18 protein-coding genes and 1 tRNA gene are annotated in these 20,825 nt (G+C 69.6%); 11 read left to right on the forward strand and 8 right to left on the reverse strand.

The genetic code is table 11. From position 1 onward, the window contains the following. Positions 1 to 299: 299 nt before the first annotated feature. The 3 genes from ACWDN5_RS35555 to ACWDN5_RS35565 all read left to right on the forward strand — a co-directional run bounded on the left by ACWDN5_RS35555 (position 300) and on the right by ACWDN5_RS35565 (position 2,626). Positions 300 to 1,076 carry a mechanosensitive ion channel family protein gene (locus ACWDN5_RS35555; protein ID WP_310974269.1) on the forward strand — a complete coding sequence of 259 codons (777 nt, stop codon included), beginning with the start codon at positions 300 to 302 and terminating at the stop codon, positions 1,074 to 1,076. 152 nt (positions 1,077 to 1,228) lie between these two features. Further along, positions 1,229 to 1,933: an MOSC domain-containing protein gene (locus ACWDN5_RS35560; RefSeq protein WP_449679363.1), complete on the forward strand. Its 705-nt coding sequence runs from the start codon at positions 1,229 to 1,231 to the stop codon at positions 1,931 to 1,933. Between the two features lie 54 nt (positions 1,934 to 1,987). Then, positions 1,988 to 2,626: a nicotinamide mononucleotide transporter family protein gene (locus tag ACWDN5_RS35565; protein ID WP_449679364.1), complete on the forward strand. Its 639-nt coding sequence runs from the start codon at positions 1,988 to 1,990 to the stop codon at positions 2,624 to 2,626. Here the strand turns inward: ACWDN5_RS35565 and ACWDN5_RS35570 are convergent. Further along, positions 2,607 to 4,217 carry an L-lactate permease gene (locus ACWDN5_RS35570; protein ID WP_449679365.1) on the reverse strand — a complete coding sequence of 537 codons (1,611 nt, stop codon included), beginning with the start codon at positions 4,215 to 4,217 and terminating at the stop codon, positions 2,607 to 2,609. The two genes, ACWDN5_RS35565 and ACWDN5_RS35570, sit on opposite strands and share 20 nt — an antisense overlap. Positions 4,218 to 4,335: 118 nt before the next feature. After that, a complete protein-coding gene (locus ACWDN5_RS35575) occupies positions 4,336 to 4,926 on the reverse strand; it encodes a TetR/AcrR family transcriptional regulator (protein ID WP_310974263.1) in 591 nt (196 codons plus the stop codon). 82 nt (positions 4,927 to 5,008) lie between these two features. Here ACWDN5_RS35575 and ACWDN5_RS35580 point away from each other — a divergent pair, with 82 nt between their 5' ends. Continuing rightward, entirely contained in the window at positions 5,009 to 5,752 is a 744-nt protein-coding gene (locus ACWDN5_RS35580; protein ID WP_310974261.1) for an SDR family oxidoreductase, read from the forward strand. On the opposite strand, the gene ACWDN5_RS35585 is transcribed toward ACWDN5_RS35580, so the two are convergent. Beyond that, complete coding sequence (locus tag ACWDN5_RS35585; protein ID WP_449679381.1) at positions 5,749 to 6,960, reverse strand: alpha-hydroxy acid oxidase; 1,212 nt, start codon at positions 6,958 to 6,960, stop codon at positions 5,749 to 5,751. The two genes, ACWDN5_RS35580 and ACWDN5_RS35585, sit on opposite strands and share 4 nt — an antisense overlap. 74 nt (positions 6,961 to 7,034) lie before the next feature. Further along, positions 7,035 to 9,830 carry a pyruvate dehydrogenase (acetyl-transferring), homodimeric type gene (aceE, locus tag ACWDN5_RS35590; RefSeq protein WP_449679366.1) on the reverse strand — a complete coding sequence of 932 codons (2,796 nt, stop codon included), beginning with the start codon at positions 9,828 to 9,830 and terminating at the stop codon, positions 7,035 to 7,037. Between the two features lie 417 nt (positions 9,831 to 10,247). On the opposite strand from aceE, the gene ACWDN5_RS35595 reads away from it, so the two are divergent. From ACWDN5_RS35595 to ACWDN5_RS35605, 3 genes are all read left to right on the forward strand, one after another. Next, on the forward strand, positions 10,248 to 10,679 hold the full coding sequence (locus ACWDN5_RS35595) for a DUF3052 domain-containing protein (protein ID WP_003084504.1): 432 nt from the start codon (positions 10,248 to 10,250) through the stop codon (positions 10,677 to 10,679). A 73-nt stretch (positions 10,680 to 10,752) separates the two neighbouring features. After that, positions 10,753 to 11,217 carry a peroxiredoxin gene (locus tag ACWDN5_RS35600; RefSeq protein ID WP_310974256.1) on the forward strand — a complete coding sequence of 155 codons (465 nt, stop codon included), beginning with the start codon at positions 10,753 to 10,755 and terminating at the stop codon, positions 11,215 to 11,217. 41 nt (positions 11,218 to 11,258) lie between these two features. Next, a tRNA-Val gene (locus ACWDN5_RS35605) sits at positions 11,259 to 11,333 on the forward strand. Positions 11,334 to 11,550: 217 nt separating this feature from the next. On the opposite strand, the gene ACWDN5_RS35610 is transcribed toward ACWDN5_RS35605, so the two are convergent. Then, positions 11,551 to 13,011 (reverse strand): MFS transporter, encoded by a 1,461-nt coding sequence (locus tag ACWDN5_RS35610; RefSeq protein ID WP_449679367.1) that lies wholly within the window; start codon positions 13,009 to 13,011, stop codon positions 11,551 to 11,553. Positions 13,012 to 13,153: 142 nt separating this feature from the next. On the opposite strand from ACWDN5_RS35610, the gene ACWDN5_RS35615 reads away from it, so the two are divergent. Continuing rightward, the gene (locus ACWDN5_RS35615; protein WP_449679368.1) at positions 13,154 to 13,618 is read left to right on the forward strand and encodes a hypothetical protein; all 465 of its coding nucleotides are present in this window, start codon (positions 13,154 to 13,156) and stop codon (positions 13,616 to 13,618) included. Between the two features lie 28 nt (positions 13,619 to 13,646). Continuing rightward, the gene (locus ACWDN5_RS35620; RefSeq protein WP_449679369.1) at positions 13,647 to 14,513 is read left to right on the forward strand and encodes a hypothetical protein; all 867 of its coding nucleotides are present in this window, start codon (positions 13,647 to 13,649) and stop codon (positions 14,511 to 14,513) included. A 43-nt stretch (positions 14,514 to 14,556) separates the two neighbouring features. On the opposite strand, the gene ACWDN5_RS35625 is transcribed toward ACWDN5_RS35620, so the two are convergent. Next, positions 14,557 to 15,051, reverse strand: a complete 495-nt coding sequence (locus ACWDN5_RS35625) for a carboxymuconolactone decarboxylase family protein (RefSeq protein WP_449679370.1) — start codon at positions 15,049 to 15,051, stop codon at positions 14,557 to 14,559. 125 nt (positions 15,052 to 15,176) lie between these two features. On the opposite strand from ACWDN5_RS35625, the gene ACWDN5_RS35630 reads away from it, so the two are divergent. Then, positions 15,177 to 15,641 carry a MarR family winged helix-turn-helix transcriptional regulator gene (locus tag ACWDN5_RS35630; RefSeq protein WP_449679371.1) on the forward strand — a complete coding sequence of 155 codons (465 nt, stop codon included), beginning with the start codon at positions 15,177 to 15,179 and terminating at the stop codon, positions 15,639 to 15,641. Between the two features lie 90 nt (positions 15,642 to 15,731). Here ACWDN5_RS35630 and ACWDN5_RS35635 read toward each other — a convergent pair whose 3' ends face one another. Continuing rightward, complete coding sequence (locus ACWDN5_RS35635; protein ID WP_449679372.1) at positions 15,732 to 20,039, reverse strand: wHTH domain-containing protein; 4,308 nt, start codon at positions 20,037 to 20,039, stop codon at positions 15,732 to 15,734. 185 nt (positions 20,040 to 20,224) lie between these two features. Between ACWDN5_RS35635 and ACWDN5_RS35640 the strand changes: the two genes are divergently transcribed. Continuing rightward, a complete protein-coding gene (locus ACWDN5_RS35640; protein ID WP_449679373.1) occupies positions 20,225 to 20,377 on the forward strand; it encodes a hypothetical protein in 153 nt (50 codons plus the stop codon). Here ACWDN5_RS35640 and ACWDN5_RS35645 read toward each other — a convergent pair whose 3' ends face one another. Continuing rightward, positions 20,378 to 20,794, reverse strand: a complete 417-nt coding sequence (locus ACWDN5_RS35645) for a cupin domain-containing protein (protein ID WP_449679374.1) — start codon at positions 20,792 to 20,794, stop codon at positions 20,378 to 20,380. Positions 20,795 to 20,825: the final 31 nt, after the last annotated feature.

Consider the following 20,825-nt stretch of genomic DNA (forward strand, 5'->3'; position numbering starts at 1 on the left):
ACTCATTCGGGACCTCTGACGTCCCGAATGAGTCATTCGCGACATCGGTGCCGGCCTCGCGCTCCCGGGGCCGGATTCGTCCGGTTGCGGGGGCGTGTGCGCCAAATGCTCGAGGCCGCCCGGCGCTTGCGGTTTACGCTGCGCCGGACGGCCTCGTCTCCCCGGTCCCCACCGGTAGAACCAGTATGGCCACGGGTGATCTTCGCGCGCCAGTCGTCTCACTCGATCGTGGGGCGCACGAGTTGCCGCCCCTGGGTACTTGATCGACGATCCGGTGCAAATCCGTGGAGGGAGTCGGTATGGGCGAGCAACTGAAGGACGGGCTCGGGCAGGCGTGGGCCATGGTGGCCACGTTCGTCCCGAAACTCGTGGGATTCCTGATCATCCTGCTGATCGGCTGGTTGATCGCGAAAGCCGTCTCGAAAGGGCTGGCGCTCGTGCTCGGGAAAGCCGGTTTCGGGAAACTGGTCGAGCGGACCGGGCTGAGCGGAAAGGTCGGCCAGCAGAAGATCGACGCGACCGGGATCCTGGTCAAATTGGTCTACTACTTCATTCTGCTGATCGCGCTGCAGCTGGCGTTCGGCGTGTTCGGGCCGACCAACCCGGTGAGCCAGCTGCTCAACGACATCATCGCGTTCCTGCCGCGGATCGTGGTGGCGCTGGTGCTCGTGGTGGTGGCCGCGGCGATCGCGAAGGTGGTGCGTGACGTCGTCGCGTCCGCGCTGTCCGGCCGGGGCGCGGCCCGCCCGCTGTCGCTGGGGGCCTATTGGCTGATCATGGCGTTCGGCATCATCGCGGCCCTCGGACAGGTGAACATCGCGACGGCGATCACCGGCCCGGTGCTGATCGCGGTGCTGGCGACGATCGGCGGCGTGATCGTGGTCGGCTTCGGCGGCGGCCTGATCAAGCCGGCCCAGGACCGCTGGCGCGGCTGGATGGCGAACATGGAGCACCAGCTGGAGACCCCGGCCCAGCGCACGGGCGAGATGGGCACCGGCCCGGCCGCCCCGCGCGCGGCGGTCGGCGTGGACAGCACCCCGACGCCGCCGGTGGGCACCCCGCGCCCGCAGGTCTGATCGAAGGATCGCGGGGGAGTGGCGCGGGCCCGGCGGACGGGGATGCCGCCGGGCCCGCGCCGCGCTCCGAAGTCGCGAATGACTCATTCGGGACCTGCGAAGCCGCGAATGACTCATTCGGGACATCCCGCGGTGCCCGTTACCCTCACGGCATGGGGGTCGTCGCGGCGCTGTCGCGCTATCCGGTGAAGTCGATGGCCGGCGAACGCCTGGCCGAGGCGAAGGTCGGCGAACGCGGCCTCGACGGCGACCGCCTGTACGCGGTCCGTGATCCGGACGGCAAGTTCGGCAGCGGCAAGAACACCCGCCGTTTCCGGCGGATGCCCGGCCTGAACACCTTCGCCGCCCGCTACGACGGTGACGTCCCGGTCGTGACCCTGCCGGACGGCCGCACCGCCCGGGGCGACGCCGACATCGCGGCCGCCCTCGGCCGGCCCGGCGTCGCGCTGACGAAGGAAGCGGACGTCCCGCACCACGACGAGGCCGCCGTCCACCTGCTGACGACGTCGTCGCTGGCCTGGCTGGCCGAGCGCGCTCCCGGCGCCGGGATCGACGCGCGGCGGCTGCGGCCCAACATCCTGCTCGACACCGGCCCGGCGCCGGAGCTCGCCGAAGAGGCCTGGCTGGGGCGGCACGTCCGGATCGGCGAGGTCGAGCTGGAAATCCTGCGCAAGGCCGTCCGCTGCGTGATGGTCGACCTGCCCTGGGACGGGCTCCCGGCCGTGCCCGGGCTGCTCAAGACGATCACCGGCGCGAACGGCATGACGCTCGGCGTGCACGCCCGGGTCGTCCGCGGCGGCACGCTGCGCGTCGGGGACGTCCAGTCCGTGGGATGTCTCGCCCCTCACACTCCCTAGGGAATTCGCCCGCCGGCGAGCATGTTGGGAGCGGTAGGACGAAAGGGGCGTGACGTGGACTTCCTGCTGCACCACGGGATCACCGTGCTCGGCCAGTGGATTTCGATCGCGGAGCTCGCCGGGCAGGTGTTCGCGCTCGCCGTCGTGTTCCTCGCGCAGCGTCGCACCCTGTGGACGTGGCCGGTGCAGGTCGGGGCCACCGTGCTGCTGTTCGCCGTCTACGTCTCCGCGCACCTCGGCGGGCTCGCCGCGCGGCAGGTCGCCATCCTCGCCATCTCCGTCTACGGCTGGTGGGCCTGGACGCGCCGCCAGGACCCGGTGTTCGGCGTCGTCGTCCGCAAGGGCCGGCTCGCCGAACGGCTGGCCATGATCGGCGCCTTCGCCGTCGGCACCACCGTGATGGCGCTGGTCCTCGACGCCCTGAACGCGTCCTGGGCGCCCTGGCCGGACGCCGCCATCTTCGTCGGCACCCTCGTCGCCTTCGGGGCGCAGGGGCTCGGGCTGGTCGAGTTCTGGCTGGTCTGGCTGGCCGTCGACGCCATCGGCGTCCCGCTGCAGATCTCCTCCGGGCTCTACTTCTCCGCCGCGATCTACATCGTGTTCGCCGGCCTGGTCGTGCACGGCTGGTGGAGCTGGAACCGCTCCGCCCAGCGCGTCGCCGCCCGGCCCGGGGTCACGGCAGCATCCAGCTGAGCACCGCGGTGCTCTGACCCAGGACGATCAGGCACATCACCAGCAGCAGCCCGACGCTCCACGGCAGCACCTTCCGCAGCAGTTTCCCCTCTTCGCCGGGCAGGTTCGCCGCCACGCAGGCGATGGTGAGGTTCTGCGGCGACACCATCTTGCCGAGGACGCCGCCGGAGCTGTTGGCCGCGGCCAGCAGGTCCGCGGGCAGGCCCGTCTGGTGCGCCGCCGTCACCTGCAGGGCGCCGAACAGCGCGTTCGCCGAGGTGTCGGACCCCGAGACGGCGACGCCGAACCAGCCCAGCACCGGGGAGAGGAACGCCAGCCCGGCGCCCGCGGCGGCGATGAACGTGCCGATCGTGGTCGTCTGGCCGGACAGGTTCATCACGTAGGCCAGCGCGAGCACGCCGGTGACGGTGAGGATCGCGAACCGCAGCTCCTTGACCGTGGCCAGCCACTCCCGCGCGGTGTCGCTCGCCGAAACGGCCAGCAGCGCCGCCGTGATGACGCCCGCCAGCAGCACCAGTGTCCCGCCGGTGTTGAGGAACGGCAGCGAGAACGTGTTGCCGGACACCGGTTTCCCGTTCGGCCCGGCGACGTTCAGCCCGGGCCATTGGAACTTCCAGGTCGCCTTGTCCAGCAGCCGCTTGACCGGCGGCAGCACCGCGACCGAGAAGATCACGATGATGAGCAGGTACGGCAGGTACGCCTTGACGACGTCGCCGCGCGCGTCCTCCGGCGGCGCTTCGGCGGTCGCCGTGCCGCCGGTGCCGATCCGGACGGCTTCGGGCACCGGGCGCCGGGTCTGGGGGAGGGCGACCAGCGCGGCCGCGCCGGCCAGCGCCGCGCCGATGTCGGCCAGCTGCGGGGACACGTAGTTCGAGGCGAGGAACTGCACGAGCCCGAACGCGACCCCGCAGACGAGCGCGGGCAGCCAGGTGTCCTTCAGGCCGCGCTTGCCGTCGACGATGATCACCAGCAGCAGCGGCACGACCAGCGCGAGCAGCGGCGTCTGCCGCCCGACGATCGACGAGACGTCCTGCAGCGGCAGGCCGGTGACCTGGGCGAGGGTGACGACCGGGGTGCCCATGGCGCCGAACGCGACCGGCGCGGTGTTGGCGACCAGCGCGACGACGGCGGCCTTGACCGGGTGGAAGCCGACGGCGACGAGCATCACGGCGCTGATCGCGACCGGCGCGCCGAACCCGGCGAGGGCTTCCATCAGCGCGCCGAAGCAGAAGGCGATGATCAGCGCCTGGATGCGCGGGTCGTCGGAGATCCGGCCGAACGAGCGGCGCAGGACGTCGAAGTGCCCGGTCCGCACGGTGAGCCGGTAGATCCACAGCGCGTTGACGACGATCCACATGATCGGCCACAACCCGAACGCGGCGCCTTCGAGCGCCCCGGAGACGGCCTGCACGACCGGCATCCCGTACGCGGCGACGCCGACGACGAGGGCGACGAGCAAGCCGATGAGGGCGGCGTGGTGGGCTCGCATCCGCACGGCCCCGAGCAGCACGAGGACGGTGGCGAGCGGCAGCACGGCGACCAGCGCGGACAGGCCCAGCGAACCCAGCGGAGTCAGATCCTGGACGAACACGGGCGACCTCCGTTTTCCACGATGCGAAAACGGCCTTTCGGCGGGTGCCCGAGATCTTCGTCACAAACCAGGCGGTCCGTCAAGAAGTTGAGACCAGTTGGCCCAACGGGTCAGTGCTTCACGGCTTCGGCAGCACGGCCAGGGCGGTCTCGGCGATCGCACGGATCTCGTCCGGTCCGACGCCGCCCTTGCCCAGGGCTTCGAGCCCGCGCAGGACGGCCAGCACCAGTCCGGCGAGGTGGGCGGGGTCGGCCTCGGCGGCGATGTCGCCCGCGCGCTGCGCGCCCGTGATGCACGCCGTCAGGGAGTCCTGCAGGGCGCGGAACGCTCGCCCGGTCCGCGTGGCGACGGCCTCGTCGTGCTCCGAGCATTCGGCCGCGCCCTTGGCCATCAGGCAGCCGCGGCGGTCCCGGTCGGCGACGACCGACTCGGCGATGGCTCGCACGTGGTCGCACAGCCGCCGGTGGGCGGTGTCGTCGGGGCCTTCGAGCTGGTGTCGTACGCCGTCGGTCGCTTCGGTGCAGTAGTAGTCGTAGACGCGCAGGTAGAGCGCGTGCTTGTCGCCGAAGGCGCCATACAGGCTGCCCTTGCCGAGGCCGGTCGCGGCGGCGATGTCGTCGACCTTCGTGCCGGCGTAGCCGTGTTCCCAGAACTGGTCCCTGGCCGCGCGCAGGACCGCTGTCTCGTCGAAGCTCCGGGGTCTCGCCATGGGATCAGGCTACCCATTCTTGACTATCTCGTCCAGAACGGCGTACGTTCTGGACGAGATAGTCAAGAACTGGAGGAGCAGCGTGAACCTGGAGAACAAGACCGCGGTCGTGACCGGCGGCGGCACCGGCATCGGGCTCGCCATCGCGAAGCGTTTCGCGGCCGAAGGTGCGCACGTGTTCATCACCGGCCGCCGCAAGGAAGTCCTCGACGAGGCGGTCGCCGAGATCGGGGGCGATGTGACGGCGATCCGGGCGGACTCGGCGAACTTGGCCGACCTGGACGCGCTCTACCGCGCGGTGGCCGAGCGCGGCCGCGGCCTGGACGTGCTGGTGGCCAACTCCGGCGGTGGCAGCTTCGCCCCGCTGGGCGAGATCACCGAGGAGCAGTTCGACAAGACCTTCGCCACGAACGTCAAGGGAGTGCTCTTCACCGTCCAGAAGGCGCTGCCGCTGCTGAACGCGAACGCGTCGATCATCCTCACCGGCTCGACGGCGTCGACCCGGGTCGACCCGGCCTTCAGCGTCTACGGGGCGACGAAGGCGGCGGTGCGCAACTTCGCCCGCGGCTGGGCGACCGACCTCAAGGGGACCGGGACGCGGGTCAACGTCCTGGCCCCGGGACCCACGCGCACCCCCGGCCTGCTCGGCCTCGTCGCCGAGGACGAGCAGCAAGGTTTGCTCGACAACCTCGCGGCGCAGGTCCCGCTCGGCCGGGTCGGGGAACCGGCCGAGATCGCCGCCGCGGCGCTGTTCCTGGCTTCCGAGGAGTCGAGCTTCGTCAACGGCATCGAGTTCTTCGTCGACGGCGGCGCGGCACAGGTCTAACGCAGGGTGGCGTGGCTCGGCGTCAGGTCCTTCAGGGTCCGGACGCCGAGCAGCTGCATCGTGCGGACCAGTTCGGTCCGCAGGATGTCGACGCAGCGCTGGACGCCGCGTTCGCCGCCGGCCATCAGGCCGTACAGGAACGCGCGGCCGATCAGGACGGCGTCCGCACCGCGGGCGATCGCCGCCACGATGTCGCCGCCGGACAGGATGCCCGTGTCGATCCAGACCTCCGCGCCGCCCTGGAGCTCGTCCAGCACCGCCGGGAGCAGTTCCAGGGGCGTGGGGGCGCGGTCGAGCTGGCGGCCGCCGTGGTTGGAGAGCAGCACCGCGTCCGCGCCGTGCTTGACGACGTCGCGGGCGTCGTCGACGTTCTGCACGCCCTTGACCACGAGCTTGCCCGGCCAGGTCTGCCGGACCCAGTCGAGGTCGTCGTAGTTCAGCGTCGGGTCGAACAGCTTGTTCAGCAGCTCGGCCACGGTGCCGCCGAACTGGTTGAGCGACGCGAACGTCAGCGGCTCGGTGGTGAGCAGGTTGAACCACCACGCCGGGTGGGTCGCCCCGTCGAGGAACGTCTTGAGGGTCAGCGCCGGCGGGATGGTCAGGCCGTTGCGGACGTCCCGCAGCCGGGCGCCCGCGACCGGGGTGTCCACGGTCAGCATGAGCGTGTCGTAGCCCGCGGCCCACGCCCGATTCATCAGATCTTCACCGGCACCGTGGTCGCGCCAGACGTAGAGCTGGAACCACTTGCGCGCGCCGGGCGCGGCCGCGGCGAGGTCCTCGATCGACGTCGTCGCCATCGTCGAAAGCCCGACCGGGATGCCGTTGCGCTCGGCGACGCGGGCCACCGCGCGTTCGCCCTCGTGCTGCATCATCCGGGTGAACCCGGTGGGGGCGAAGGCGAACGGCAGCGCCGACGTCTTCCCGAGGATCTCGCGGGTGGTGTCCACATCGGACACCCCGCGCAGCACGTTCGGGTGAAACTCGATGCGCCGGTACGCCTGCCGGGCACGCAGCAGGCTGTCCTCGAACTCGGCCGCGCCGTCGGTGTAGTCGAACGCCGCCCGCGGGGTGCGCTTGCGGGCGATCATCCGCAGGTCGGCGATGGTGTGCGCGTTCGCCAGCCGCCGGTCCGTCGGGTTCAGCACGATCGGCTTCGGCCGCAGGATCTGCTGCAGCTCGCTCGGCTTGGGCAACCGGCGCTTCGTCACCTTCATCAACTCCCTACGTGCCACGGGACCCGGCAGACATCGGATGTCTGCCGGGTCCCGAACCTAGCAGGAGGTCACGCGTTCCCGGAATCCGACGTCTGCGGCCCGGCGGCCGCGATGTCGTCGAGCCGGTACTTCGTGGCCGCTTCGAGGACCTTCGCCTGGTCGACCTCGCCGCGCTTGGCCAGGATCGACAGCGCCCCGACGGTGATCGACTCGGCGTCGACCAGGAACTTCCGCCGCGCCGCCGGCCGGGTGTCGGAGAACCCGAAGCCGTCCGTGCCCAGCGTCAGCATGTCGGTCGGGACGTACGGGCGGATCAGGTCCGGTACCGCGCGCATCCAGTCCGACACCGCCACGACCGGCCCGTTCGCGCCCTTGAGCGCCTCGGTGACGTACGGCACGCGCGGCTCGCTGCCCGGGTAGAGCAGGTTGTCGTGGTCGATCTCGACGGCCTCGCGCCGCAGCTCGGTCCACGACGTGGCCGACCACACCGCGGCCCGCACGCCCCACTCCTCGGCCAGCATCTTCTGCGCCTTCAGCGCGTCCGGCATCGTGACGCCCGAGACCAGGATCTGCACCTCGGGACCGTCGCCTCCGGGCGCGTCGGCGTACTTGTACAGACCCTTGAGCAGGCCGTCGACGTCGAGGTCCTCCGGCTCGGCGGGCTGCTGATACGGCTCGTTGTAGATCGTCATGTAGTAGAAGACGTTCTCGCCGTTGCCGTCCGGGCCGGTCTCGCCGTACATCCGGCGCAGGCCGTCCTTGACGATGTGCGCGATCTCGAACGACCACGCCGGGTCGTAGGCCACCGCGGCCGGGTTGGTCGCCGCCAGCAGCAGCGAGTGCCCGTCCGCGTGCTGCAGACCCTCACCCGTGAGGGTGGTCCGGCCGGCGGTGGCGCCGAGGACGAACCCGCGGGCCATCTGGTCGGCGGCGGCGTACAGGCCGTCACCGGTCCGCTGGAACCCGAACATCGAGTAGAAGATGTAGATCGGGATCATCGGCTCGCCGTGCGTCGCGTACGACGTGCCGACGGCGGTGAACGACGCCGTCGAGCCGGCCTCGTTGATGCCTTCGTGCAGTAGCTGGCCCTTCTCGGACTCCTTGTAGGCCAGCATCAGGCTCGCGTCGACCGACGTGTAGGTCTGGCCGTGCGGGTTGTAGATCTTGGCCGTCGGGAACATCGAGTCGAGGCCGAAGGTGCGGGCCTCGTCCGGGATGATCGGGACGACGCGCTTGCCGATCTCGGAGTCCTTCGCCAGCTCGCGGACCAGCCGGACGAACGCCATCGTGGTGGCGACCTCCTGCTTGCCGGAGCCCTTCCGGATGCCCTCGTAGACCTTGTCGCCGGGCAGCACCAGGGCCTTGGCGGCCTTGGGACGGCGTTCCGGCAGGAACCCGCCGAGCGCCTTGCGGCGGCCGATCATGTACTCGATCTCGGGCGAGTTGGCGCCCGGGTGGTAGTACGGCGGCAGCTTCGGGTTGCGCTCGAGCTCCTCGTCGCTGATCGGGATCCGCTGCGAGTCGCGGAACAGCTTCAGGTCGTCGAGGGTGAGCTTCTTCATCTGGTGCGTGGCGTTGCGGCCCTCGAACGCCGGGCCGAGGCCGTAGCCCTTGATGGTGTGGGCCAGGATCACCGTCGGCTGGCCGTGGTGCTCCAGCGCCGACTTGTACGCCGCGTACACCTTGCGGTAGTCGTGGCCGCCGCGCTTGAGGTTCCAGATGTCGGCGTCCGAGAGGTCCTTGACCAGGTCCTTCGTCCGCGGGTCGCGGCCGAAGAAGTGCTCGCGGACGAAGGCGCCGTCGTTGGCCTTGTACGTCTGGTAGTCACCGTCGGGGGTGACGTTCATCAGGTTGACCAGCGCGCCGTCGCGGTCGGCGTGCAGCAGCGAGTCCCACTCGCGGCCCCAGATCACCTTGATGACGTTCCAGCCGGCGCCGCGGAAGTACGACTCCAGCTCCTGGATGATCTTGCCGTTGCCGCGCACCGGGCCGTCGAGCCGCTGCAGGTTGCAGTTGATCACGAAAGTCAGGTTGTCGAGGCCCTCGCCGGCCGCGACGTGGATGAGGCCGCGGGACTCGGCCTCGTCCATCTCGCCGTCGCCGAGGAACGCCCAGACGTGCTGGTCGTCGGTGTTCTTGATGCCGCGGTCGCGCAGGTAGCGGTTGAACCGGGCCTGGTAGATGGCGTTCATCGGGCCGAGGCCCATCGACACCGTCGGGTTCTCCCAGAACTCCGGCATCAGCCGCGGGTGCGGGTACGACGGCAGGCCGCCGCCCTCGCCGGCGTGGCTGAACTCCTGGCGGAAGCCGTCGAGCTGCGACTCGCTCAGGCGGCCTTCGAGGAACGCGCGGGCGTAGATGCCGGGGGAGGCGTGGCCCTGGATGTAGATCTGGTCGCCGCCGCCGGAGTGGTCCTTGCCGCGGAAGAAGTGGTTGAAGCCCACCTCGTAGAGCGCGGCCGAGGAGGCGTAGGTCGAGATGTGGCCGCCGACGCCGACGCCGGGACGCTGCGCGCGGTGCACCATGATCGCGGCGTTCCAGCGGATCCAGGCGCGGTAGCGGCGCTCGATGTCCTCGTCACCGGGGAACCAGGGCTCGTTCTCGGTGGGGATCGTGTTGACGTAGTCCGTCGAGGTCAGGGCCGGGACGCCGACGTTCCGCTCCCGGGCGCGCTCGAGGATGCGCAGCATCAGGTACCTGGCTCGCTGCTGCCCGCCCCTCGCGAGGGCCTCGTCGAAGGAGTCCAGCCACTCGGCGGTCTCCTCCGGGTCGATGTCGGGCAGGTGCGCCGCCAGTCCGTCACGGATGACGCGTACGCGTGCCGGGGTCTCCTTGCCGGAGGCGCCGTCGTTCTGCGGGGCCAAGGGGTCTCCTTGCGAAAAGTTGTAGCCGGTGGTGCTCGTACGCGGGGGTGTACGACTCTCCATCGTCGTCTTCCGTCCCGGCTTCCGCACCGCTACTTGGCGGTAACATAGACCGGCCCGGTCGAGCCACTCCCTGCGCGCGGTGTATCGCGCGCGCGTTTTCTTCTCCCCCACCCTAGGGGACGACCCCCGGAGGGGTGGCAGACCGGGGGCGCCAGGCACCCGAAACGCCGTCGCGGGCGGCCGGTGGCGGGCCGTATCCTGCGACACGAGTTGTCAAAGATCCGGTGTGGACGGTTGCGCGCGGAGCCTCACCAGTGTTCGCTATCGGCAACCGGGTAGCCGAGTGTGGCGCCGTCGTACCCTCCGAGGGGCTGGGGGACGCCGCACTCCGTCGCAGTTGGAGGAGTGAAAGCAGTGGTCGCCGCGGGAGACGCTGATCAGAGCAGCGTCGCCGAGAGGCTCGGCATCAAGCCCGAGATGGTGGTCCAGGAGATCGGCTGGGACGAGGACGTCGACGACGACGTCCGCGCGGCGATCGAGGAGCAGATCGGCGGGGACATCCTCGACGAGGACGCCGACGAGGTCATCGACGTGGTGCTGCTCTGGTGGCGCGAGGACGACGGCGACCTGGGCGACGCGCTCATCGACGCCAGGGGCCCCCTGGAGGAGACCGGCGTGATCTGGGTGCTCACCCCCAAGACGGGACAGCCCGGGCACGTCGAGCCGAGCGAAATCGCCGAAGCGGTGCCCGCCGTCGGCCTGGCCCAGACCGCCAACATCAGTGTCGGCCCGAACTGGATCGGCACCCGCCTGGTGTCGCCGAAGTCGAAGTCGAAGCAGCGCTGAACAAGTCCCGCCGGACGGACACGATAGGGTTGTCGTCGCAGGCACGTGTCCGTTCGGGAGAGGAAACGCTGGTATGACTGTCGCGGTCGGTTCTGAGGCCCCCGACTTCACGCTCAAGGACTACAACATGCAGCCGGTCCAGCTGTCGTCCTTCCGGGGTGACAAGCCGGTGCTGCTGGTCTTCTACCCGTTCGCGTTCAGCGGCATCTGCACCGGCGAGCTCTGCCAGCTCCGCGACGAGTTCGCGGACTACGACGGCAAGGGCGTCCAGGTCCTGGGCGTCTCGGTCGACACGCCGTTTTCGCTCAAGGCGTGGGCCGAGAAGGAGGGCTACCAGTTCCCGCTGCTCTCGGACTTCTGGCCGCACGGCGAGGTGGCCCAGGCGTACGGCGTGTTCAACGCCGAAGCCGGCCTGGCGATCCGCGGCACGTTCCTGATCGACTCGACCGGCATCGTCCGGTTCGCCGAGGTCAACGGGCCCCGCGACGCGCGCGACCAGCAGGGCTGGAAGAAGGCCGTGGCCGAACTGGCAGCTTGAGTTTCCCGCGGCGGCGGTCCGGCACCGGCCCGCCCCCGTGAGGGCGCATAGCTCAGCGGAAGAGCACTCGGCTTACACCCGAGCGGTCGCAGGTTCGAACCCTGCTGCGCCCACCAGCGAAACGGGGCCCTCGAGCGCGTCGAGGGCCCCGTTGTCATCTCCGCGAGGTCAGGTCTCGCGGTAGCCGCTGACCGCGTGGACGGTGCCGTCGACGGAGGCCGAACGCCCGTCGGGCCAGGAGATGGTGCCCGCCGGGTGAGCCACGAAGGCCCGCGTGCCCGCCGGTGACCCGACCGCCCCAGCCGGCCGTCAACGCAGGCGCTCCGGCCCTGGTCATCCGGCATTTTCCGGCACAACCGTGACCGGCTCGGCGTCCGCAGCCTCGGTCCGGCGCATGGTCGTCACCAGCAACGCCAGCCCCGCGAACAGCACCGCCGCGATCACGCCCGTCACGTTGAGCGCTGTCGTGAACGCCGCCTTCGCCTGCTCCGCCAGCGCCGGCCGGGTGATGTCCGCCGCGAGCGTCGTGCCCGCCGGGAAGACGCCGCGGTACACCGCTGCCGCCGTCAGGCCGATCAGGGCCAGGCCCAGCGAGCCGCCGAGGTAGTTGCCGGTGTCGGCCATCGAGGCCGCCGAACCCGCGCGCTCCGGTGGGACCGAGCCCAGCACCAGGCCGATGCCGAGGGCGAACAGCGGGCCCGTGCCCAGCGTCAGCACCGTGATGCCCAGCACGACCGGGACCAGGCCGTCGGTGACCACCAGCAGCAGGCTGCCCGCCGCCGACACCGCGAGACCGCCCGCGATCGCCGTGGCCGGAGGCATCCAGCGGGTCAACGCCGGCGCCGTCATCGTGCCCGCCGCCACGCCGAGGCCCATCGGAGCGAACAGCAGGGCCGAGACGAGCGGCGAATGCCCGAGGACGCCCTGCAGGTACTGCGTCACCAGCAGCCCGACGCCGGCCATCGCGACGCCGGCGAACACCAGCGCCACCAGCACCGCGGTGAACGGGCGGTTCCGGAACAGCCGCAGGTCCAGCAGCGGCGACGACGTCGTCAGCTGGCGGCGGGCGAAGACGGCGCCCAGCAGCGCCCCGGCGGCGATCGCCGCGAGCGGCAGGACCAGCGAGCCGGTGGCCAGCTGCTTGAGGCCGAACACGATCAGCAGCACGGCGGTCAGCGAGAGCGCCACGCCGGGCAGGTCCAGCCGCCCGGACGCCGGCGCGCGGAACTCCGGCAGCAGGAACGGGCCCGCGACGAGCAGCACGGCGACGGCCGGAACGGCGACCAGGAACACCGAGCCCCACGAGAAGTGCTGGAGCAGGAAGCCGGCGAACACCGGGCCGGCCGCGCCGCCCGCGAACTGGCAGGTGGCCCAGATCGAAACGGCCTTCCCGCGCTGCTTTTCGTCGCGGAACATGTTCGTGATCAGGGCGAGCGTCGACGGCATGAGCGTCGCCCCGGCCACCCCGAGCGCCCCGCGCACGACGATGAGCATGATCGGCCCGGTCGAGAACGCGGCGACGATCGAGAGGAGCCCGAAGGCCCCGCCGCCGGCGAGCAGCAGGCGCCGTCGCCCGATCCGGTCGCCGAGCGTGCCCATGGTGATGACGAACCCGGCGACGACGAAGCCGTAGCTGTCGGTGATCCACAACTGCTCGGTGCTGTTCGCGCCGAGGTCCGCGCTCAGCTGCGGCAAGGCGAGGAACAGCGAGGTCATGTCCATCGCGACGAGCAGGGTGGGCAGCACGAGCACCGCCAGGCCCAGCCACTCCCGCCGTCCGGCCGGCTTCTCCATTTCGGCTCCTTCTCCGTGGTTCGTTTGCCGGGAGGTCGGAGCCGGGACGGGGGACCGGACACGGCGCGGGAACTTTTTTCGCGGCCGGCTCGTCGGACGAGCCGTCGCCGCCGCGCTCGAACCGCGCCACGAGGTCGTTCCCGTGTCGCGGACGTCCCCGCTCGCCGCGGACCTCAACGACCCCGTCTCGCTCGATGCGCTGTTCGCGACCGCCGCGGACGCCGTCGTGTGCTGCGCCGCCAACGTCCTGCTGCGCCCGCTCGCCGTGCCGACCGACGAGCAGGTGCTCGACGACCTGCGCGCCAAGCTGCTCGGCCAGGTCGCGCTCGCCCGGCGCGCGGCGAGGCACCTGCCCGCCGCGGGCTCGATCACGCTCACCGGCGGGACGTTCACCGAGCCGATCCCGGGCAGCGGTCTCGGCGCGCTCGTCAACGCCGGCGCCGCGGGACGCCGGTGGCCGTCGTCGTGCCCGCTGATCGGGAAGCTTTGTCAAAATCCGCGCGCAGAACCCCTATCTTGTTGTGCGAAAAGCAAAAAGCGCTCCTCGGGCGTAACGGGTGATCGAGTCCGGCCGACAGGCAGGTCGGCAAGTGACCAACTCACCTGAGGGGGAACCTGTGAAGGGTTCAGGGTTTTTGAAGCGAGCCGTAGTCGTCGCGGTGCCCGTGCTGGCCGTGCTCCTGGGGGCCGTGCCGGCGCAGGCGCAGCCGGTCGCCACCGGAGCGCTGTCGTTCAGCGGGGACGAAGGCGACTACATCAGCGGGGGCGGTTCCTACGCCTACTCCACCGAAGCGAAGGACCGGCTCACGGTCAACGCGTCGGAGGACCGCAACCACATCGCGGTGAGCGTCAGCGGCTTCAACAGCGACTGGTGGACGCTCGACCTGGCCGCACCCAGCGGCACGGGCCTGACCGCCGGCACCTACGACGGGGCGACGCGCTACCCGTTCCAGGGTGCCAACGCGCCGGGGCTGGACCTGAGCGGCAACGGCCGGGGCTGCAACACCCTGACCGGGACGTTCACCGTGCAGAACGTCGTCTTCGGGCCGCACGGGTACGTCCAGGCGCTCGACGCCACCTACGAGCAGCACTGCGAAGGGGGCACGGCCGCCCTGCGCGGTGAGGTGCACATCGCGAACCCGCCGGCCCCGGCGGAGCTGGCGATCGGGCTCAAGGTGGCCACCGACGGCACCGCGAGCACGCTCAACGGCAACGCGTACCTGCACGGCACCGTCGAATGCACCGGCCCGGCGAAGGTCACCTTGAGCGGGGCGGCGACGCAGGTCAAGCACAACGTCATCATCCGCGGCAACTACTCGGTGCAGGTCGCCTGCACGCCGGGTACGGCGGCGCCGTGGAAGGCGACCGTGGTCCCGACGGGCACCACGCCGTTCCAGAAGGGCCAGGCCGAGGTCGTCACCCAGGCGACCGCGCTCGACCCGAACTACAACACCAACGTCTCGGTCGACACCACCACGGTCGTCACCCTGGCGAAGGGCTGAGTTCCCGGCCGTGGGGCCGCCTGCTCCGGGCGGCCTCACGGCCTTACGCCGCGTGCCAGGCGTGCTCGGCGAAGACCTCGTCGAGCGGGGCGCGGGTGAGGCGGTTCGCGTACGTCGACAGCGTGTACGTTCCGATGCCCAGCACCACCTCCAAGGCGTTCCGCTCCGTGTAACCGGCGCCGGTGAACGCCTCCAGCGCTTCGGCCGGCGCCTCGCCGCGCGTGTCCATCGCCGCGTGGACGAAGACGCGCAGCGCCTCCAGCCGCGGGTCCGGCAGCGAGGCTGCCGCCCGCAGCGCCGCCACGAGTTCCGCCGGCGCGTTGAGGCGGGTCAGCGTGGCCGTGTGCATCGCCACGCAGAGGTGGCACTCGTTGCGCGCCGCCACGGTCATGATCAGCACTTCGCGTTCCAGTGCCGTCAGGGTCGTGGTCTCGAAGATGGCGCTGAGCTTCAGGAATCCGTTGAGCAGTTCCGGTGAGGTCGCCAGCCGGGCGACGGCGGACGGCACGCGGCCGAACTTCTTCGCGGTGGCCGTCATCGCGGGGCGGGCGGCGGGGGGTGCAGACTCCGGGGTGTGATCGGCGAACAAGGCGTCTCCCGAGTTAGGATCGACAACGTGGTTGTCGAAACCGTAAACCAGGTTGTCGAGTTTGGCAAGGTCCGATGACGGACACGCCGGGCTACGAGCTGCCCTTCCTGCTCTTCGGTGGTTTCCGCACGCTCATCGACCGCCTGCACGCCGAGCTCGCCCGCCGCGGCCACCCCGACGTGCGCCCGTCGTACGGCTTCGCGATGCAGGCCATCGGCGTCCAGGGCGCGACGGCATCGGAGATCGGCCGCCGCCTGGGCGTGTCCAAGCAGGCGGCGGGCAAGACGGTGGAACGGCTCGAGGCGCTCGGGTACGCCGAGCGCGCCGACGACCCGGCGGACGCCCGCCGCAAGATCGTCCGCCTGACGGCCCACGGCGTCGATGCGCTCCGGAAGTCCGCGGAAATCTTCGACGAGCTGCGCGGGGAGTGGGCTCGGGTGGTGGGGGCGGAGCGGATCGCCGCGCTGGAGAACGACTTGCGCGCGGTCGTGGGCCCGGCGGCGTACCGGCTGGACGCCGCCGGGTGGCTGGCGGGCTGACCGAGGGCCGGCGCGGGAGTCCGGGTCGGTGCGGGCCTCGGCCGGGAATCGTGGCGGGCCGCACGCGCAGCCCGGCTTATTCTGTTCGGTTCATCGCTCGGGCTTGCTCGCGCGGGGGACCAGGGGAAACAGTCGCTGTAGTTCGTCGTCCAGGTCGGAGAACTCGAAGTGGAAGCCGAGCTCCGTGAAGCGTGCAGCGGCTTCGCGAATCGGCATTTCGGCGCGAATGGCGGCTCTGAGCAAGTCGGACAAGGTGACCGGTGTGAAGAGATCGAGCATCTCCCGGAGTGAAACCATGTCTTTGCACAGCAATGCAAGATCTCTGCTAGGCAATTCCTCGATTTCCGGCACGGAGTAACCAAGATAACGTAGACAGGCGCCGATTTGTATCGGCTCGACTCTTTCTTCCGCGGCGTGTTTGAGAATCAGTGGCAGTGGAACCTTGCTCTGCCCCGACGCGGCCGGCGCGGACAGGCCTGGCGGAATCAATTGTGGGTCCAGGCCGTCGACGTCCGGAAAGCTCTCGGCCGTGAGTCCGAATCTGGCCAGCCGTCGGGCCACGTCTGCGGAACGGTAACCGGATTGCGTCACTGCCTCCGCGAACTCACGCAAGTCCACCGTGGTGGCGCGATCGCTCGGGGAAGTGTGAGGGGAGATCGCTTGCAGTACCGTTCGATCTCCGGGGTCCGGTACCGGCATGAGGCGTGCGGCTTCGCAGACCTCGAAGCCCATGGCTTCGAGCCGGGTTACCGCCTCTTCTGGCGTCAGATTCACGTCCAGCAGAGCTTGGATAAATTCCCGTGGACCTATTTGATCGGGCAATGTTGACGCGGGGAGCAAGGAGAGCAAGGGGGATGTCGACGGGATCAACTCCTCGTCTGTTGCAGTCAGTTGCTCAGGTGGCTGTTTATCGAGGTGAACTCCGAAACGTGCCAATGTGCGGGCGAGCTCGCCCGGTTGACAGCCGGCCCTCAGTGCATCACGACAGATGTCTTTCGTTCGCGGCCGGTGTCCGTGCTCCTTGGCCTCCTCCATCGCCTCGCGTAGTTGAGACGGGAGCGCTTCGAGGTCTGCCATGGTCACCTCGAAGTCAGGGACGTCGAGTCCCAGTCTCCGCAACCGATTGGCGGCTTCCGGCGGTTCCAAGCCGGTCGCTCGGGCGGCCAGGAGAACATAGAGGGCGGACACGGGTTCTCCGTGACGCAGGCAGGCATTTCCCAGCTCGAAGGGCGTTTCCCGGAAGTTGCTGATCAGCCGTACATCCGTGCCGTCGGCGCGGCCCGGAGGAACGATACGTGGAGCGTCGAGGCCGAGCTCGTCGAGTCGCTGAGCGATCTGGGCCATGGACATGTCCAGTTGAGCGCTGGCGATGACCACCTGGGCATGCAGGTCGATGCGGTGCCTGCGTCGTGGACTGTCGGCGGATTTGAGTGCGGACTTCATCAACACCATGTCGGCCGAGCTGATTTCGGATGGCGGCGGTAATTCTTCGCATTTGATTATAGAGAAACCCAATTTTGCCAGTCGTCGCATGGTCTTGGCCGGGCTGATTCCGAGATGGAAAGCAGCGCGCCAGACCGACGGCGGGAAGACTTCCACTTCGAATGCATCAAAGGAACGCGTGGAGTGCACCAATCTGATCAATGATTGATCTGAGGGGAGAGCCGGAAGCAATGTCTGGCCTGCGGCGCTTTCGGTGTGGATTGAATTCAATGCCAGCAACCGCCATAGCAAGAGGTGGGGCGGTACCTCGACGGTCGTGAAGTCCCGTCTCTCCCTTTTCAGGGAAGTGTCGTGTGCCAATTCAGGATCCAGTGCCATGATCCCCGCCACGTCGGCGGTGGTGTCGTATTGACCGATCCTCGTCGGCATGCTTTCGGTGATCGCCACGTTGGCGATGATATCGGCAATTCCCGGATTGTTCTCGGCAATATCCAGAGTCCACTGATATTCAAGAAGAGAACCGGAGTGTCGAAGCTCGTCGGCGGCCTGGTTCAGCAGTACCTCGGCCTCTTTGGAGACATCCTGCAGAACCGACATCCTGTCCACGCTTAGCCTGGGTGAATATCGACCGGTCAGATTGATCACGGCGCCACGCGGATCGGTGTTGCTCTCCGTTGCCGTGAGCACTCCGTGCTGGTTCTCGCAACGCACGTAGATGCCGTCGACGAGCAAGGCGCCTCCGTGCTCGCACCAGATGACCTGGCCGTTTTCGGACGGCGCCGCCCGGTGAAGCCGTCCGTACGCTTCGATGCTGTCCTCCCGTGCGGGGTGCCGGCGACGCGGTTCGAACTGGAACGGGTGCCAGTACTCCGTTTCTTCCTCGCCGTACTGAGCCGTGGTTTCGAATTCCGCGATGCCCAGCAACGCGCGCAAGGTCGCGACGCAGGACGGCGCGCTCGCCCCGTCCCGCAAGTGGAGTTTGACCTCCGTGCCCGGCCCGCGGCCGTCGTCGTCTGGACCGGTGAGCCGGTCGACGCGGAACAGATGGCCCGGCCCCGCGATGACGACCTTGACCAGCGGCAGGGGGTCTCCGACCAGGTTCAGCCGGCGGGTCGTGACTTCGATCCGGTCGGCGAGCATGAAGTAGCTCATCACCCCGATGCCGAACCGGCTATTGGGATGGATGTGGACGCCCTCGCTCTTCCACCGGGCGCGTTCCACCGCGAACTCGCGCCGGTCCGCGAACCGGATCCCCGCCTGCGAAAACACCTCGCGCAGCTCGGCCTCGCCCATTCCGACCCCGTTGTCGTGGCAGCTCAAGAAGTGCTGACCGCCCTCCTCCCACTGCCGGAACCGGATCTTCCCCGGCCACGGCAGGTTCCGCGGCCCGCCGCTCCGAGCGACGAGGTATTGGTGCCAGGCCTGGCGGTATCGGCAGGCGTCTAGCGCGTTCTGGTACAGCTCGCGGATGGCCAGCGACCGGTCCCGGTAGAGCTGCTCTCCCATGAGCAGCTCGCGCACGCGGGTCTCGTCGAGCCTGAACTTCGTGGTCGGGATCACGAACCCGAGCCGTCCGTCAGCCCTTCTCGCGGGCCTGACGTCTTCGTCCGAGGCCCGTCCCGGCAATGGCAGCAGCGGCGCTACCGCCGTTTCGTGCGCTGCCACCTCGCGAGCGGTACGGAGCACCTCCGACATGCGCGTCACGTGCTCGGTGAGCACCTCGTACACCGCTTCGTGCCGGCACTCGGCGTCCAGCCTCAGTGCCGTCGAAGTGCGTACCCAGCTGCTTCCGCACAGAGTGCGGCGAAGGTCCGCCAGCTCCACCTGGTGGTCGATGCCCAGGTGCTCGACGAGCGTGCTGGACAACGAGCCCGGCTCGATGGCCATGGTGTGGGCGAGTCCCAGGACGAGAGCGACGAGCCGGACTCGCAGCCGCTGACCACCCGGCCATTCCTCCGCCTGGTCGCGCGAACGCCATTCCTTCAGCTCACCGGGGGACAGGCGGAACACCTGCAAGATCTGCTTCAGCTGCTGTTCGAGCGACGTGGCCTGCGGCGATTCCAGCCCCAGTGACAGTTGCTCGACGGCCGGGGCCTGCCCGGCCGCGCTCTGGTCGAGCCACCGGTGGAACAGCCACCAGCAGATCGCCCGGCGGTCGGGATTCTGCTCCGGGAGGTGCCGGGCTCGCTCGACGAGGCGCTGCTGCTGACCACCGCCCAGGAAGAATTCGAAGTCGGGCTCCCCTTCACGGTCGGGGTGGCGTTCCAGCCGCATCGGGTCGACGCGGGACTGCGCTTCGACGGCGGTCTGCGCCCAGCGGGTGTGGTAGAGCAGCGGCGCGACCGTGAGCAGGAACGCCTCCACCGCGGAGAACTCGAGCGGAGCACCGGAGAGGTACCCGACGAGCTCACTGACTCGCCGCACCGTCCGCTCCGGCAGCTCCTCGTCGAGCCACGGGTCGTCGGCCAGTGCCGCTTCCACTGCCTTGCGGCGCTCGCCCTCCAGCTGCCGCAAGGCGGCTAACGCCTGCTCTCGCAGCTCCGCCGCACCCTCGGCGTCCGGCCAGATCTTCGCCGCGCGGACGACCCCTTCCCACCTCGATCCGTCTTCAGGCGGGGCCGGACGCCGCCCGTCGCGTTCTCGCGCCTCCGCCAGCCAATCCAGCCAGTTGCCTTCCGCGACGCCCTTCATGAGCTCCGGATCCGGTCGCTCGATCGGCGGCCGTCGGTCGGCCGCCGCCACCTGCATGACCCCCACCAGGACTCTCAGGCCTTCTTCGGACGGCACGTGGTCGCCGCGCAGCCAGTCGCCGACGCTCCGGTCGTTCAGCGGGTGGTGCTTCGCTGTCCCGGGAGCGACGTAGGTCTTCGACCGCTCGGCGATCTTCACGTTGGTGAGGCCGGAAAGCTCCCTGAGCGCGCGGAGCCGCTCCACCAGCCTGCTGTGCTTCGCCATCCATCGCCTCCGGTCGGGCCGCACGTCGGTCGGTACCGGACCGGTACTTCGGTTCGTGGGCGTCGACCAGGGTAAAGCCGCCTTCACCCGCCCTTTCGAGCTGACCGGTTTCCGGATGGTCGATTCGATCTGCGGGATGGCCGGGACACCGTGGCCATCACCGAAGAGTCGAGCGGGAGACGAAGATGGTTACCGGAATCTTGGCGGCGCTGGGCGCGATCGTCGTGGTGCTGCAGACGGCGGCCCGGCTGCCGGCCGCCGTGGCGCTGTTCCTGCGGGCGCTGATCCCCGTCGTCCGGGCCCTGCGTGCCCTTCGTGACGAGTGGCGCAACCGCTGACTAGAAGCCGCAGCCCGTGTTCGGGGCGTCCTCCGACAGCGGGCTGCCCTTCGGGAGCACGTACAGCACCTCCAGCACCAGCGGCGTCGACCCGAGGTTGCGGCCGATGTGCACCTGGTCCGGCTTCTCGGTGAACGCGCGACCGGTGCCGAAGACGCCGTCGATGCTGCAGTCGGCCAGGTTGTGCGTCAACGTGCCCGCCTTGACGTACGCGTAGAGCGTGCCGTCGTGGAAGTGCCAGCCCGTGTAGCCGCCCGGCTGGATGGTGATCTCCCGCAGCGTGTAATCGGTGTGGCCGATGGTCTTCTGGGCCAGGATCGTGCCGGCGACGCCGCTGCCGGGCGTCGCGGAGGCGGTGGCGGGCAGGACCAGGGCCGCGGCGAGGGCGGCCGTGACTACGGCGATCGGCTTGCGCATCGGCCCAAACTACCGCGTCCGGGTGTGCCCT

The sequence above is a fragment of the Amycolatopsis sp. NPDC003731 genome, from assembly GCF_053586895.1.